The sequence below is a fragment of the Bacillus sp. FSL W8-0519 genome (assembly GCF_038005585.1).
Classification (GTDB): Bacteria; Bacillota; Bacilli; order Bacillales; family Bacillaceae_G; genus Bacillus_A; species Bacillus_A paranthracis.
Genome location: NZ_JBBOTL010000001.1, coordinates 262,501 through 277,500, shown reverse-complemented (window position 1 = coordinate 277,500; position 15,000 = coordinate 262,501). Strand labels below are relative to the sequence as shown.

Below are 15,000 nucleotides of genomic sequence, written 5' to 3'. Positions count from 1 at the left end.
TAGATGTACTTCGTTTTCTTCTAGTAAACGTAATCCTTCTTCGCCGTCCCCTGCTTGCAATACTTTATATCCTTCATTCTTTAAATAGATTGTAATAAGATTCCTAATTTCTTTTTCATCATCTACGACAAGTATCGTTTCATTTGCCACAATATCTCCCCCATCACTTTTTTAATCCCTAACTTCTATTATAGGAAAACTTCTGAAGAAAAACGCTCGGAAATCCTTAAGATTTTCTGAAGACGCAAAAAAGATCTAGACTCCCCTTAAGTCTAGACCTTTCAAAAACCCCTTTTATTTACGAACGTAGATGAAATATAGTACGAATAAAACTCCCATAACATACATAATTGGATGAATCTCTTTACGTCGACCACTTACTACCATTGTAATTGGATAGAAGATAAACCCGATTGCAATTCCTGTTGCGATACTATACGTAAGTGGCATTGAAATGATAGTAAAGAATGCTGGTACTGCAATCTCGAATTTCTTCCAATCAATTTCTCCTAAAGATGAAACCATCAAGATCCCTACAATAATTAAAGCTGGTGCCGTTACAGCTGGTGTTACAACACTTAATAATGGCGAGAAGAATAGTGCCAGTAAGAAGAATCCTGCCGTTACAACTGCTGTAAATCCAGAACGTCCACCCGCTGCTACCCCTGCAGAAGATTCAATATAAGACGTTGTTGTTGATGTACCTAAGATCGCACCAATTACAGTTGCAATTGCATCTGCAAATAATGCTTTTCCTGCACGTGGTAATTTATTGTTCTTCATTAATCCCGCTTGATTCGCAACCGCTACAAGTGTACCTGCTGTATCAAAGAAATCGATAAAGAAGAACGTTATAATAACAATCCCCATTTGAACAGTGAAAATATCTCCGAAGTGCGTTAATGCTGCACCGAACGTTGGTTCTAGACTCGGTATTGCTCCCACTACCGCTTTCGGAGTATCAATTAATCCGGTTGCTACTCCTAAGATTGCCGTAAGAATCATACCGTAAAATACTGCACCATTAACTTTCTTAATCATGAAGATAATGGTCGTAACAACTCCGAAAATTGCTAGTAACGTTGTGCCCTTTGTTAAGTCCCCCAACCCAACAAGAACAGCATCATTTTTCACGATAATTCCAGCATTTTGGAATCCAAGGAAAGCAATGAATAATCCGATACCTGCCGCTACTGCAAACTTTAACTCTGATGGAATTGCATTAATGATTTTTTCACGAATACCTGAAGCTGTAAGAATAATAAAGATAATACCTGACATTAACGTTCCAGCAATTGCTGTTTGCCACGGAATACCCATCGTTAACACTGCTGTATAAGCAAAGAACGCGTTAATTCCCATACCCGGCGCCAAAGCAATCGGATACTTCGCGAAAATCCCCATAATTAACGAACCGATCGCTGCTGCTAATGCTGTAGCAACGAATACTGCACCTGGATCCATTCCTGTACCTGCTGGTAACCCTTTAACATTCCCAAGTGACAGCGTAGCAGGATTGACAAATAGCACATACGCCATAGATAAAAATGTCGTTAGACCTGCTATGAACTCTGTTTTATAATTCGTGCCGAGTTCATCAAACTGAAAATAGCGTTTCATCTTACGTTTCCCCCGTTATATGATTACTCGCCGTAATTCCCCTAGCCCTCTTTTATTTATTAAAAATAAAAAAGGCTTCCATTGCATATACATGGAAGCGTTCTATAAATAAAGATAAGATTCCCCCTCACCTTTATAAAAACGCCTCGTAGTCAAGCCATTTACGGTAGCTAGGTAGAAACTTTCGGGCCATATCCCCGATATTATACGACGGCATAATATTCACTTTTCGTTTGAATTACATACTCATATTAACTCGACGAAGTAGTTTTGTCAATTTAAAAACGAACATTTTTATAAACATTTATAATTTCGTTCGTATTAATCCTAAAACAAAAAGGTCCATCTATACATAAGTAATAGATGGACCTTTTTATAAATACTATTCCCACTCAATCGTTGCTGGTGGCTTACTCGTTACATCATACACGATACGGTTAACGTGTTTCACTTCGTTTACGATACGTACAGAGATTTTCTCTAACACGTCCCAAGGGATACGTGCCCAATCAGCTGTCATACCGTCGATAGATGTTACCGCGCGGATACCTACTGTGTAATCGTAAGTACGCTCGTCACCCATAACACCTACGCTACGCATACCAGGAAGCGCAGTGAAGTATTGCCAGATTTCGCGATCTAAGCCAGCTTTAATAATTTCTTCACGTAAAATCGCATCAGATTCACGAACAATTTCTAATTTCTCTTCTGTGATTTCACCTAGTACACGAATACCAAGACCAGGTCCTGGGAATGGTTGACGCCATACGATCTCATCAGGAATTCCTAGTTCAGATCCTAATACACGTACTTCATCTTTAAATAACGTGTTTAAAGGCTCAATTAATTTGAACTGCATGTCTTCCGGAAGTCCACCAACGTTATGGTGAGATTTAATTGTTTGTGCAGTTGCTGTACCACTTTCAACGATATCTGTGTAAAGTGTACCTTGTGCTAAGAAGTCCATTCCTTCTAACTTAGAAGCTTCATCATCAAATACGTAAATGAATTCGTTACCGATGATTTTACGTTTTTGTTCTGGATCTTCTACACCTTTTAACTTGTTCATGAAGCGTTCTTTTGCATCCACTTTAATAACGTTCATGTGGAAGCCTTCGCTAAATGTTTTCATAACGCCTTCTGCTTCGCCTTTACGAAGTAAGCCGTGGTCAACGAAGATACAAGTTAATTGATCGCCGATTGCTTTATGAATTAATACTGCTACAACAGAAGAATCTACACCGCCACTAAGTGCGCATAGAACTTTTTTATCTCCAACAGTTTCACGAATTTTTTCTAATTCTACTTCGATAAAGTTCTCCATGTTCCATCCTTCAGAACAACCACATACGCCGAATACGAAGTTTTTAATTAAATCGTTACCGTGCTCAGAGTGACGTACTTCTGGGTGGAATTGTACACCGTATAAGTTTTTCGCTTCATTGCTCATACCAGCAATTGGGCAAGACTCACTTGTTGCGTCTACTACGAATCCTTCAGGTAAACCAGTTACTAAATCGCCATGGCTCATCCATACAACTTGCTCTTCTGGAAGGTTCGCATATAATTTTGATTCGTTCTCTACTTTAAGAACCGCTTTTCCGTACTCACGGTGGTTTGCACGTTCTACTTTACCACCGAATTTTTGTGTCATAAGCTGCATACCGTAACAAATACCGAAGATCGGTAATCCTAGGTCAAAGATTTTTTCATCACAATGTAATGCACCTTCACCATATACACTATTTGGTCCACCAGAGAAAATAATCCCTTTTGGATTTATTTCTTTAATTTCTTCTGCAGTAATTGTATGCGGATGAAGTTCACTGTATACACCGAACTCACGAATTCGACGTGCTATTAACTGATTGTATTGACTTCCAAAATCTAAAACGATAATTGTATCGTGTTGCTTCTTCAAAATAATCACCCCAACGTTAGTTCTCGTATATAAATATTTTCACCAATTAGGCGAAAAGCATTACCAATATAATAAAAAAAGCCAGTCCTCCGCCTCTAGTCTCATAACAAAGAAAAGGCAGGGGTCTGGCTTTATAAAGAAAGATAGTCTCCGCTCTTTATAAATATAAGACACACTGCCTTCATAGTCAGGTTGTTTACGGTAACCCGGTAGAGACTCTCAAACCATATCTTTGAGGATATATGAAGGATCGTTTTATATTATCTTCCTAGATTCTAACAATGAAGTGTCGGTATGGTCAAGAGAGAAAGCGACAAAATTCTACAGAAATTCATTTCCTTTTCTAAAAAAACATAAAAAAACATCCATTTCTATATAGAAATGGATGTTTTTTAGCGCGAACGGAATTACATCATTCCGCCCATACCGCCCATGCCCATGCCGCCCATGTCAGGCATTGCTGGTGCATTTGGTTCTGGCTTGTCAGCTACTACAGCTTCAGTTGTTAAGAACATAGCTGCAACAGATGCTGCGTTTTGAAGTGCAGAGCGAGTTACTTTAGCTGGATCTACGATACCAGTTTCAAGCATGTTAACCCATTCGCCAGTAGCTGCGTTGAAACCAACGCCTACTTTTTCGCCTTTTAGACGCTCTACAACTACAGATCCTTCTAGACCAGCGTTGATTGCGATTTGGCGAACTGGCTCTTCTAGTGCACGAAGTACGATGTTGATACCTGTTGCTTCGTCGCCTTCAGCTACGATAGAAGCTACTTTCGTGTATACGTTCATAAGTGAAGTACCACCACCTGCAACGATACCTTCTTCTACTGCTGCACGAGTTGAGTTAAGTGCATCTTCAATGCGAAGTTTGCGCTCTTTTAACTCAGTTTCAGTTGCTGCACCTACTTTAATTACTGCTACGCCACCTGCAAGTTTTGCAAGACGCTCTTGTAATTTTTCACGATCGAATTCAGAAGTCGTTTCTTCTAATTGCGCACGGATTTGACCGATGCGAGCTTCGATTTGTTCTGTGCTTCCTACACCTTCAACTACAGTTGTGTTTTCTTTCGTTACAACAACTTTACCAGCGCGTCCTAAAGATTCAACTGTAGCAGATTTTAAGTCACGGCCTAATTCTTCAGTGATTACTTCGCCACCAGTTAAAATTGCGATATCTTCTAGCATTGCTTTACGACGGTCACCAAATCCAGGAGCTTTAACAGCTACTACATTGAATGTACCACGAAGTTTGTTCACTACTAATGTAGCTAACGCTTCGCCTTCTACATCTTCAGCAATGATAAGAAGCGGTTTACCTTGTTGTACCACTTGCTCTAATACTGGTAAGATTTCTTGAATGTTAGAAATCTTTTTGTCAGTGATTAAGATGTATGGGTTATCAAGAACTGCTTCCATTTTGTCAGAATCAGTAATCATGTAAGGAGATGCATATCCACGATCAAATTGCATACCTTCTACTACGTCTAATTCTGTTGTGAAACCTTTAGATTCTTCTAAAGTAATAACGCCGTCGTTACCAACGCGCTCCATTGCTTCAGCGATTAATTGACCTACTTCTTCGTCAGCAGCAGAAATAGCAGCTACTTGTGCGATAGAAGATTTACCTTCGATTGGTTTAGAAATCGTTTTTAATTCTTCTACTGCAGCAACTACAGCTTTTTCGATACCTTTACGAAGACCCATTGGGTTCGCACCAGCTGTTACGTTTTTAAGACCTTCACGAATCATAGCTTGTGCTAATACAGTTGCAGTTGTTGTTCCGTCACCAGCTACATCATTTGTTTTGCTAGCAACTTCTGCTACTAATTTCGCACCCATGTTTTCGAATGCATCTTCTAATTCAATTTCTTTTGCGATTGTTACACCGTCATTTGTAATAAGTGGTGAACCGAATTTTTTCTCAAGAACAACGTTACGACCTTTTGGTCCAAGCGTTACTTTTACTGCATTTGCAAGAGTGTCGACACCGCGAAGCATCGAACGACGTGCTTCTTCACTAAATTTAATATCTTTTGCCATAATAATTGACCCCCTTGGATTTTTTAAGATTTATATAATTAACCGATAACTGCTAAAATGTCACTTTCACGTAAAATCAAGTAGTCTGTACCTTCATATTTCACTTCAGTACCTGCATATTTTGAGAAGATGATAAGATCACCTGCTGCTACCTCTAAAGCAACACGCTCACCATTTTCAAGCACTCGACCAGTACCTACTGCAATAACTTTACCCTCTTGTGGTTTTTCTTTTGCTGTGTCTGGTAATACAATACCACTTGCTGTTTTTTCTTCCGCTTGAACAAGCTCAATTACAACGCGATCACCTAATGGCTTTAGCATGAACAATAACCTCCTCATTTTGTTATGTAAATTTTATTTATTAGCACTCAAGTCACCCGAGTGCTAACACACTTATAATAATAAATAATCTCAATTTCTTTTGCAAGTAAAAAAATCATAATTTTTTCGCAAATTACGCTATAAATTTTTCTATATAGAGTTCCTCTTCTTCTACCTTTACTATATGAATCGTTGTTTCCACTACTCGTATGTTACAATATGAAAGGACACCCTAAGTTGTTTTCGCTACACACACAACTTTCTCCTGTCTTCTATTATAATTTCAAATAAGGATTTACAAAAAAAACATAATTTAAGTAAGGTTTATATCGTAGGTAGCATCTTTACATGTTATCCTACCTTATCTCATACACTAGAGTTAGAAAGGATGGTTAAACCATTTGAAAAAACAATATTGGTGGGTTATCGTTACATACATTTTAATGCAGTTATCATCAATTGCTGGATTACCACTTCTTCTGAAAACTGGGCTTTATGATAACAGGGGATTCACTAGGGAAGAGAAATTTCAACTCATAACTGGTCACTGGGCGATCATTAGCTTCTTTATTGCATTATGTATCGTACTTTGGTTACTTAGAACAGATATTCGCGACAGACATTTAGATACAAAGCGTTCTACTGTTCCAGCTACGATTGGTTGGATTTTTATCGGGTTCTTCTTAGCATTTTTCTCGCAAAGTATTGCTGGTATGATTGAAATGTATGTATTAGGTATTAAACCTGGATCTGAAAATACAGCGAGACTTATGGATATCGCAAGAACGACACCTTGGTTCCTTATCGTCATCTCTATAATAGGACCTATTTTGGAAGAAATCGTATTTAGAAAAATTTTATTTGGTACACTTTATAAGAAGTTTAACTTCTTTATTGCCGCTATCATTAGTTCCCTTGTATTTGCGGCGATTCATTTTGATTTTACTCACTTATTGGTATACACTGCTATGGGGCTCGTATTCGCCTTCTTATATGTAAAAACGAAGCGTATTATCGTTCCAATTGCAGCTCATGTTGCAATGAATACATTAGTTGCAGTTGCCCAAGTTTTAATGAGTAACGAACAAATTCAAGAAATGATTAAAGAAGCTGAAAAAATGCAAGGCTTTATCGGAGGATTTTTAGTATGAGAAACTCACCATTGTTCATGGCTATATTGTACTTCCTTCTAGGATGTATCTTTACACATCTAGCCATTAGGAATGTAACAGATACAATTTGGAATATGTGGACAATACTATTTGCAGTTATGGCGACGATTGATTTTAATTTGGCACTTCGCCTCATCTTAGTTAAATTCACAAAGAAAAAACAATAATAAAACGCAGAGGTCGCTTCCTCTGCGTTTTATTGTGGATAATTCTTCAAAAAGTAAACTAATGTTTGTAACTCTACTGCTAAATCAATATGATGAATTCTTATATTGTCTGACACATTTAATCGTGCTGGTGTGAAATTCAAAATACCATGCACGTTTGTTTCTGCCAATCTATCAGCTACAGATTGTGCTACTGTAGCGGGTACTGTTAATATTGCCACTTGTATATCAGATGATAAACGTTCTTCTAATTCATCTAAGTGATATACAGGAATGCCTCCGATTTCTGTTCCAACTTTCTCTTCACTAATATCAAACGCCATTTCAATTTTTGTATTATTGTTTTTCGTGAAATTATAATGTAAGAAAGCGGTCCCTAAATTACCTACTCCAATAAGCGCTACACGTGTTATATCATCTTGGTCGAGTGTTTCACGGAAAAATGATAATAAATAATTTACGTTATATCCATATCCTTTTTTCCCTAATGCTCCAAAGTATGAGAAATCTCTTCGAATCGTTGCGGAATCAACCTTTACCGCTTCACTTAATTCGGCTGATGAAACACGTTGCTTACCAGACAAAGATAAGTTTTGGATAAATCGATAGTATAGAGGCAATCTCTTAGCAGTGGCTTGTGGAATTTTCTGCTGCTCCATATAACCTCTCCTCTCTTCCTATCTTTATTCATATGCTTTAATTAAATACAGAAGTTTAGCACTTATTAAATTCCTTGTATAATAGAAAGAAGAAGTATTCTCTCTGTATTTTAAACTATACACTATTTTTAGTATGATTGAGAAATATAAACATGGCAAAGTTAAGAAATTATTTGAGGTGAAAACATTGATTTTATTACAAGTAAACGCGCTTTCGAAATTATACGGTGCAGAAACGATTCTTTCAAATATAAAATTAGAAGTTCAAACGAAAGATCGTATCGCATTAGTCGGACGAAATGGCGCTGGAAAATCTACATTATTAAAAATAATAGCGGGTGAGCTATCTCATGATGGTGGAGAAATTATAAAGCCGAAAGATGTCTCAATTGGATATTTAGCTCAAAATACCGGTTTAGAAACATCTTTAACAATTTGGGATGAAATGTTAACCGTCTTTACACACTTGCAGCAAATGGAGACAAAACTTCGAAGGCTAGAGCAAGAGATGGGAAAAGAAGAAAACTTTTCAAACGAGGCTACGTATGAAAGATTATTAGCTGATTATGACCAATTACAATTAGATTATAAAGATCAAGGTGGCTATCAGTACGAAGCAGATATCCGTTCGATTTTAAGTGGTCTTGGCTTCCCAGTTGAAACGCACCAGACGACGATTTCGACATTAAGCGGTGGACAAAAAACACGATTAGCTCTCGGTAAATTATTATTAACGAAACCAGACTTACTTATTTTGGACGAGCCTACAAACCATTTAGACATCGAAACATTAACATGGCTTGAACAATATTTACAAGGTTATCCTGGCGCAATACTAATCGTCTCCCATGACCGTTATTTTTTAGATAAACTTGTTACACAAGTATATGAAATTTCGAATAAAGAAAGTAGACGATTTGTTGGTAACTACAGTAAATATTTAGACTTAAAATCAGCACTATACGAGCAAGAAATGAAACGTTATGAAAAACAACAAGATGAGATTGCTAAGCTAGAGGACTTCGTTCAAAAAAATATAGCTCGTGCATCTACGACAAAACGTGCGCAAAGTCGTCGAAAACAATTAGACCGTATGGAATTATTAACAAGACCATTAGGGGATTCTAAGTCAGCTTCCTTCCACTTCGATATTGAAAAACAAAGTGGAAATGATGTTTTACAAGTAAAGGACGCAACTATCGGCTATGATAAGGATCCAATTATTGAACATGTAACAATGCGCTTAACACGCGGAGATAGTGTTGCTTTAGTTGGTCCAAATGGAATTGGGAAATCCACATTATTAAAATCCATTGTGAATAAGTTACCACTATTACATGGTGAGGTTTCTTTCGGATCTAATGTCTCTGTTGGTTATTATGATCAGGAACAAGCTAATTTAACATCTTCTAAGCGCGTTTTAAATGAGCTATGGGATGAATACCCACTGCAACCTGAAAAAGAAATTCGCACGATATTAGGTAACTTCTTATTCACAGGAGATGATGTATTAAAGCCAGTATCTTCTCTTAGCGGTGGACAAAAAGCTCGTTTAGCTCTTGCCAAACTTATGATGCAAAAATCGAATTTATTAATTCTCGATGAGCCTACAAACCATCTTGATTTAAATAGTAAAGAGATTTTGGAGAATGCTTTAATTGATTATCCTGGTACCCTTCTCTTTGTATCTCATGACCGCTACTTTATTAATCGTGTAACGACGACCGTTGTTGAGTTATCAACAGAAGGTGCACAGGAATATTTAGGGGATTACGATTACTACGTTGAAAAGAAAAATGAGATGATTGAACGTGCTGAGTTTGAACAACAAGAACAGCAAGAAAATCATGCACCTGTTCAAAAAACTGTAGCTCCAGAAAAATTAAATTATCTCGAAGAAAAAGAGCGCAAAAAGTTGGAGCGTCAACGTACTCGAAAAATTGAGGAACTAGAACAAAACATTGTACAATTTGAAGAAGAAATTGCTACGTTAGAAGATCAACTTTGCTTACCAGAAATATATGCAGATTATGAAAAGGCTAGTGAAATTACAACGAAAAAGCAAACACTACAAGAGCAACTTGATGCTTGTATGGCAGAATGGGAAGAATTACATTTATAAGAGTCTTAAATAAGAGGGATGTCTCATAAGTCGGGATTTTAGACTATGCGGCATCCTTTTTATCTTCTAGTTTGAATTAACGTCATATTGTATAAAATATTCGACATGAGGCATCGTTTCAACGACAAAGTTTGACAATATTAGCGACTCCTATAATAAGAGCATATTTCAAAATGTTTTTTAAAGATATCTTCTTGTTTTTTATTTCCCGAGAAAAATACATCTAAAGGTCAGACTTCACCTATTTTATCCACAACCTTATACACATATCCACCTTTATAAAATAAACAACAAAATAACTTTTCCACATTATCCACAATCAACAAAAAAGTTATCAACATTTTATATACACAATAAAACCCATATTATCAACAGATAATATGGGTTTTATCCACAAGCTGTGGTTAATTTTGTGCATAACTATGCTTCAATATCTAATCCTGGATTTGCATTTAAAGCTAATGTAGCACGTTTTCCTTGTTCATATGCAATTGTACCTGCCGCTGCAATCATTGCTGCATTATCTGTACATAAAGATAGAGGAGGAATAATTAGCTCTACATTTTCTTTTTGTGCAAATTCTGCTTCTAAACGTGCACGCAGTCCTTTATTCGCAGCTACTCCACCAGCAAGAAGCACTTGCTTTACGTTATAAGCATCCGCTGCACGAGATGCTTTCGTTACTAATACGTCAATTACACTCTCTTGGAAACTTGCTGCTAAATCTTCCGGTGCAATTTCTATCCCGCGTTGTTTTGCGTTATGCACAGTGTTGATAACTGCTGATTTCAATCCGCTAAAACTGAAATCATACGAATCCGGTTCTAGCCATGCACGAGGTAAATCAATTGTTGGTTCTCCTTCATGTGCAAGTCGATCAATATGAGGACCACCTGGATATGGCATAGATAACGTACGAGCTACTTTATCATATGCCTCTCCTGCTGCGTCATCTCGCGTTTCACCAATTACTTCAAATGAACCATGTTCTTTCATATAAACAAGCTCTGTATGCCCACCAGAGACAACAAGTGATAGTAATGGGAATTGAACTTCTTTTACTAAGCGGTTCGCATAAATGTGGCCAGCGATATGATGAACACCAACTAGGGGGATATCATGTGCAAATGCCACTGCTTTCGCTGCGTTCACCCCTATTAGAAGCGCTCCTACTAAACCAGGTCCTTCTGTAACAGCAATTGCATCAATATCATCAAATGTGATATTCGCTTCTTTTAACGCTTCTTCTAATACAACTGTAATTTCTTCTACATGATGACGGGACGCAATCTCTGGTACAACTCCGCCAAAACGTTTATGACTTTCAATTTGTGATGCAACAACATTTGCAATAATTTCCGTTCCATTTTTAACAACCGCTACTGCTGTTTCATCACAACTTGTTTCAATACCAAGTATAATCGTATTTTTTTCCATTATATATTCACCCACATTACGAGACCATCTTCCTGATTGTCTGCATAGTATCGTTTACGAATTCCACCATTTTGAAATCCGTATTTTCTGTATAACTGTTTTGCTACTTCATTTGATACACGTACTTCAAGTGTCATCGTTTTTACACCTAGAGTTTTCGCCTCGGAAATAACTTCTTTTAATAAAGCATCTCCTAGCTTTTGACCTCTGTATTCTGGCAAAATAGCTATATTTGTTATATGCGATTCATCAATAATTATCCACAATCCACAATACCCAATTACACGACCATCTTTTTCTAGCACAACATAATGTGCATGTTCATTCATCGTTAACTCACGGTGAAAGGCATCTGCAGTCCAAGGAGTTGAAAAAGATGCTTCTTCAATGGCTACAATTTGAGCAATATCATCAAGTTCCATCTTTCTAAATATCATATCCATCCTCTGCAAGCTCCTACTTGTTTTGACTTTCTAACCACTTTGTTTCAGCTTCAGCTAAACGAAGGTAACTAGGAACAAATGAATGTACATCTTGTTCTTCTTTTTGTAATCCTAAGAACGCTAGCTCACTTGGTCTTGGGTTATTTTTAGTGAAAGGAGCAAAGACAGCTTGATTGCCTAAATGTTCGATAATTGTTTCTTTGTGTAGTTTCACATCGTTACCAATAAATAAAACAGGCTTTCCTTTATCTTTTAACATTTGCAACCAGTCTACAATAAGGATGATTCGGTCTTCCTCTATAGAAGTTAAATCCTCTCCTTCATATGTATATAAGCCAGTATAAATTTGTCCACGTCTTCCATCGAATAAAGGACAGATTAATCCATCAAAATTAGCTCCGTTTGCAGCCACTACTTCTAAACTTGATACACCCACAATTGGTATTTGAAGTGACCAAGCTAATGTTTTGGCAGCTGTCACACCTATACGAACACCTGTATATGATCCTGGTCCAGCAGCTACAACTATTTTAGTTAATTCTTTTGGTTTTACACCGCATTCTTTTAACAGTTGTTCTACAGCTGGCATAAGACGCACAGAATGATTTTTTGTTAAATTTGTAATGATTTCCCCAATTACGTTTCCTTCTTCAATAAGGGATACACCCATTACATAATTTGAAGTATCAATTGCTAGTACTTTCATCTTGTAATAGCTCCTCACATAATCTAATATAGCGATCTCCAATTGGCTCGAGTACAATGTTTCTTGTGTCATCTCCAGCATGGAATAAACTAATTTGTAGCTTCTCATTTGGTAAATATGCTTCTATTAAATGAGCCCATTCTACTACCGTAATTCCTTCACCGTAGAAATACTCATCAAAACCTAAGTCTTCTTCACTTTCAGCTAAGCGATACACGTCCATATGATATAGCGGTAATCTCCCTTTATATTCTTTAATAATATTAAAGGTAGGACTATTTACAACTCTTTTCACTCCAAGACCTTTTGCTAGTCCCTTTGTAAAAGTCGTCTTACCAGCCCCTAGATCTCCTTCTAAAATAATTACATCTTGTGCCTGAGCAAGTTCACCAAGTTTTTCTGATAATCTTTGTGTTTCCTCAGATGATTTTGTTGTTATTTCATATTTACTCACAGACTTCACCTACTTTACTCACAATGTTCTCTGCTATTTATTATACAGGTTTTGAATATATAAAAAAGTCCTTAGGAGTTTTCCTAAGGATAGTTTGACTGTCTTTATTAGTTTTTTGTTAAAACAAATAAAAAAATACGAAACAACATGTTTCGTTCTTTTCTTTATATAAAATGGCGGTCCCGACCGGGGTCGAACCGGCGATCTCCTGCGTGACAGGCAGGCATGTTAACCACTACACCACGGGACCATTTGGTTGCGGGGACAGGATTTGAACCTGCGACCTTCGGGTTATGAGCCCGACGAGCTACCGTGCTGCTCCACCCCGCGATGATATAAATAGCTTGGCGACGTCCTACTCTCACAGGGACAAGGTCCCAACTACCATCGGCGCTAGAGAGCTTAACTTCCGTGTTCGGTATGGGAACGGGTGTGACCTCTCTGCCATCATCACCAAACTATTGAAGGCATATTCCTTCAAAACTAGATAACATTTGCTACATATTATATGGTTAAGTCCTCGATCTATTAGTATTCGTCAGCTCCACATGTCACCATGCTTCCACCTCGAACCTATCAACCTGATCATCTTTCAGGGATCTTACTAGCTTACGCTATGGGAAATCTCATCTTGAGGGGGGCTTCATGCTTAGATGCTTTCAGCACTTATCCCTTCCGCACATAGCTACCCAGCTATGCCCTTGGCAGAACAACTGGTACACCAGCGGTGCGTCCATCCCGGTCCTCTCGTACTAAGGACAGCTCCTCTCAAATTTCCTACGCCCACGACGGATAGGGACCGAACTGTCTCACGACGTTCTGAACCCAGCTCGCGTACCGCTTTAATGGGCGAACAGCCCAACCCTTGGGACCGACTACAGCCCCAGGATGCGATGAGCCGACATCGAGGTGCCAAACCTCCCCGTCGATGTGGACTCTTGGGGGAGATAAGCCTGTTATCCCCGGGGTAGCTTTTATCCGTTGAGCGATGGCCCTTCCATGCGGAACCACCGGATCACTAAGCCCGACTTTCGTCCCTGCTCGACTTGTAGGTCTCGCAGTCAAGCTCCCTTATGCCTTTGCACTCTACGAATGATTTCCAACCATTCTGAGGGAACCTTTGGGCGCCTCCGTTACACTTTAGGAGGCGACCGCCCCAGTCAAACTGCCCACCTGACACTGTCTCCCGGGTCGATAAGACCCGTAGGTTAGAATTTCAATACAGTCAGGGCGGTATCCCACCAGCGCCTCCACCGAAGCTAGCGCTCCGGTTTCAAAGGCTCCCGCCTATCCTGTACAAACTGTACCAAAATTCAATATCAGGCTACAGTAAAGCTCCACGGGGTCTTTCCGTCCTGTCGCGGGTAACCTGCATCTTCACAGGTACTATAATTTCACCGAGTCTCTGGTTGAGACAGTGCCCAAATCGTTACACCTTTCGTGCGGGTCGGAACTTACCCGACAAGGAATTTCGCTACCTTAGGACCGTTATAGTTACGGCCGCCGTTTACTGGGGCTTCAGTTCAGAGCTTCGCTTACGCTAACCCCTCTCCTTAACCTTCCAGCACCGGGCAGGTGTCACCCCCTATACTTCGCCTTACGGCTTCGCAGAGAGCTGTGTTTTTGCTAAACAGTCGCTTGGGCCTATTCACTGCGGCTTTCCGTTAAGAAAGCACCCCTTCTCCCGAAGTTACGGGGTCATTTTGCCGAGTTCCTTAACCAGAGTTCTCTCGCACACCTTAGGATTCTCTCCTCGCCTACCTGTGTCGGTTTGCGGTACAGGCACCTTTTATCTCGCTAGAAGCTTTTCTTGGCAGCGGGGAATCAAAGACTTCGCTCCATAAGGAGCTTCCCCATCACAGCTCAGCCTTTACGATAAGCGGATTTGCCTACTTATCAGCCTAACTGCTTGGACGTGCACAACCAATCGCACG

Annotated in this window: 13 protein-coding genes, 2 tRNA genes, 2 rRNA genes and 2 riboswitches (2 of these 19 cut by a window edge); of the genes, 3 read left to right on the top strand and 14 right to left on the bottom strand. The window is 38.8% G+C overall.

The annotated features are described in order from the left end of the window. From NST14_RS01585 to groES, 5 genes are all read right to left on the bottom strand, one after another. On the bottom strand, positions 1 to 150 hold the 5' portion of the coding sequence (locus tag NST14_RS01585; RefSeq protein WP_001262954.1) for a response regulator transcription factor. The gene continues 552 nt to the left of window position 1, outside the view; the window shows 150 of its 702 coding nt (coding positions 1-150); it begins with the start codon at positions 148 to 150; the stop codon falls past the left edge of the window. Between the two features lie 144 nt (positions 151 to 294). Next, positions 295 to 1,620: an NCS2 family permease gene (locus NST14_RS01580; protein WP_000833093.1), complete on the bottom strand. Its 1,326-nt coding sequence runs from the start codon at positions 1,618 to 1,620 to the stop codon at positions 295 to 297. A 129-nt stretch (positions 1,621 to 1,749) separates the two neighbouring features. Further along, a riboswitch (purine riboswitch) is annotated at positions 1,750 to 1,851 on the bottom strand. Between the two features lie 151 nt (positions 1,852 to 2,002). Next, positions 2,003 to 3,541: a glutamine-hydrolyzing GMP synthase gene (guaA, locus tag NST14_RS01575; protein ID WP_000743925.1), complete on the bottom strand. Its 1,539-nt coding sequence runs from the start codon at positions 3,539 to 3,541 to the stop codon at positions 2,003 to 2,005. 164 nt (positions 3,542 to 3,705) lie between these two features. Then, a riboswitch (purine riboswitch) is annotated at positions 3,706 to 3,807 on the bottom strand. A gap of 141 nt (positions 3,808 to 3,948) precedes the next feature. Then, the gene (gene groL / locus NST14_RS01570) at positions 3,949 to 5,583 is read right to left on the bottom strand and encodes a chaperonin GroEL (RefSeq protein ID WP_001029999.1); all 1,635 of its coding nucleotides are present in this window, start codon (positions 5,581 to 5,583) and stop codon (positions 3,949 to 3,951) included. Between the two features lie 38 nt (positions 5,584 to 5,621). Next, entirely contained in the window at positions 5,622 to 5,906 is a 285-nt protein-coding gene (gene groES / locus NST14_RS01565; protein WP_000917306.1) for a co-chaperone GroES, read from the bottom strand. Between the two features lie 401 nt (positions 5,907 to 6,307). Here groES and NST14_RS01560 point away from each other — a divergent pair, with 401 nt between their 5' ends. Both NST14_RS01560 and NST14_RS01555 read left to right on the top strand, forming a co-directional pair. Further along, the gene (locus NST14_RS01560; RefSeq protein WP_061184573.1) at positions 6,308 to 7,057 is read left to right on the top strand and encodes a CPBP family intramembrane glutamic endopeptidase; all 750 of its coding nucleotides are present in this window, start codon (positions 6,308 to 6,310) and stop codon (positions 7,055 to 7,057) included. Further along, positions 7,054 to 7,245: a YdiK family protein gene (locus NST14_RS01555; protein WP_001246207.1), complete on the top strand. Its 192-nt coding sequence runs from the start codon at positions 7,054 to 7,056 to the stop codon at positions 7,243 to 7,245. Before NST14_RS01560 ends, NST14_RS01555 begins: the two co-directional genes overlap by 4 nt. Before the next feature lie 29 nt (positions 7,246 to 7,274). Here NST14_RS01555 and NST14_RS01550 read toward each other — a convergent pair whose 3' ends face one another. After that, entirely contained in the window at positions 7,275 to 7,904 is a 630-nt protein-coding gene (locus tag NST14_RS01550; protein WP_000437698.1) for a redox-sensing transcriptional repressor Rex, read from the bottom strand. A 187-nt stretch (positions 7,905 to 8,091) separates the two neighbouring features. Here NST14_RS01550 and NST14_RS01545 point away from each other — a divergent pair, with 187 nt between their 5' ends. After that, entirely contained in the window at positions 8,092 to 10,026 is a 1,935-nt protein-coding gene (locus tag NST14_RS01545) for an ABC-F family ATP-binding cassette domain-containing protein (RefSeq protein ID WP_000602165.1), read from the top strand. 420 nt (positions 10,027 to 10,446) lie between these two features. Here NST14_RS01545 and tsaD read toward each other — a convergent pair whose 3' ends face one another. From tsaD to NST14_RS01505, 8 genes are all read right to left on the bottom strand, one after another. Then, positions 10,447 to 11,463, bottom strand: coding sequence for a tRNA (adenosine(37)-N6)-threonylcarbamoyltransferase complex transferase subunit TsaD (tsaD, locus tag NST14_RS01540; protein WP_000414588.1), 1,017 nt, complete (start codon positions 11,461 to 11,463; stop codon positions 10,447 to 10,449). After that, the gene (gene rimI, locus NST14_RS01535; protein ID WP_000367197.1) at positions 11,463 to 11,906 is read right to left on the bottom strand and encodes a ribosomal protein S18-alanine N-acetyltransferase; all 444 of its coding nucleotides are present in this window, start codon (positions 11,904 to 11,906) and stop codon (positions 11,463 to 11,465) included. Before rimI ends, tsaD begins: the two co-directional genes overlap by 1 nt. Positions 11,907 to 11,919: 13 nt before the next feature. Continuing rightward, the gene (tsaB, locus tag NST14_RS01530; protein ID WP_000865758.1) at positions 11,920 to 12,612 is read right to left on the bottom strand and encodes a tRNA (adenosine(37)-N6)-threonylcarbamoyltransferase complex dimerization subunit type 1 TsaB; all 693 of its coding nucleotides are present in this window, start codon (positions 12,610 to 12,612) and stop codon (positions 11,920 to 11,922) included. Next, on the bottom strand, positions 12,593 to 13,066 hold the full coding sequence (gene tsaE / locus NST14_RS01525) for a tRNA (adenosine(37)-N6)-threonylcarbamoyltransferase complex ATPase subunit type 1 TsaE (RefSeq protein WP_000049631.1): 474 nt from the start codon (positions 13,064 to 13,066) through the stop codon (positions 12,593 to 12,595). The genes tsaB and tsaE overlap by 20 nt, the downstream gene beginning before the upstream one ends. A gap of 174 nt (positions 13,067 to 13,240) precedes the next feature. Next, positions 13,241 to 13,316, bottom strand: a tRNA-Asp gene (locus tag NST14_RS01520). A gap of 3 nt (positions 13,317 to 13,319) precedes the next feature. After that, positions 13,320 to 13,396, bottom strand: a tRNA-Met gene (locus NST14_RS01515). Positions 13,397 to 13,408: 12 nt separating this feature from the next. Next, positions 13,409 to 13,524, bottom strand: a 5S ribosomal RNA gene (rrf, locus tag NST14_RS01510). 50 nt (positions 13,525 to 13,574) lie between these two features. Continuing rightward, positions 13,575 to 15,000, bottom strand: a 23S ribosomal RNA gene (locus tag NST14_RS01505) (it continues 1,497 nt past the right edge of the window).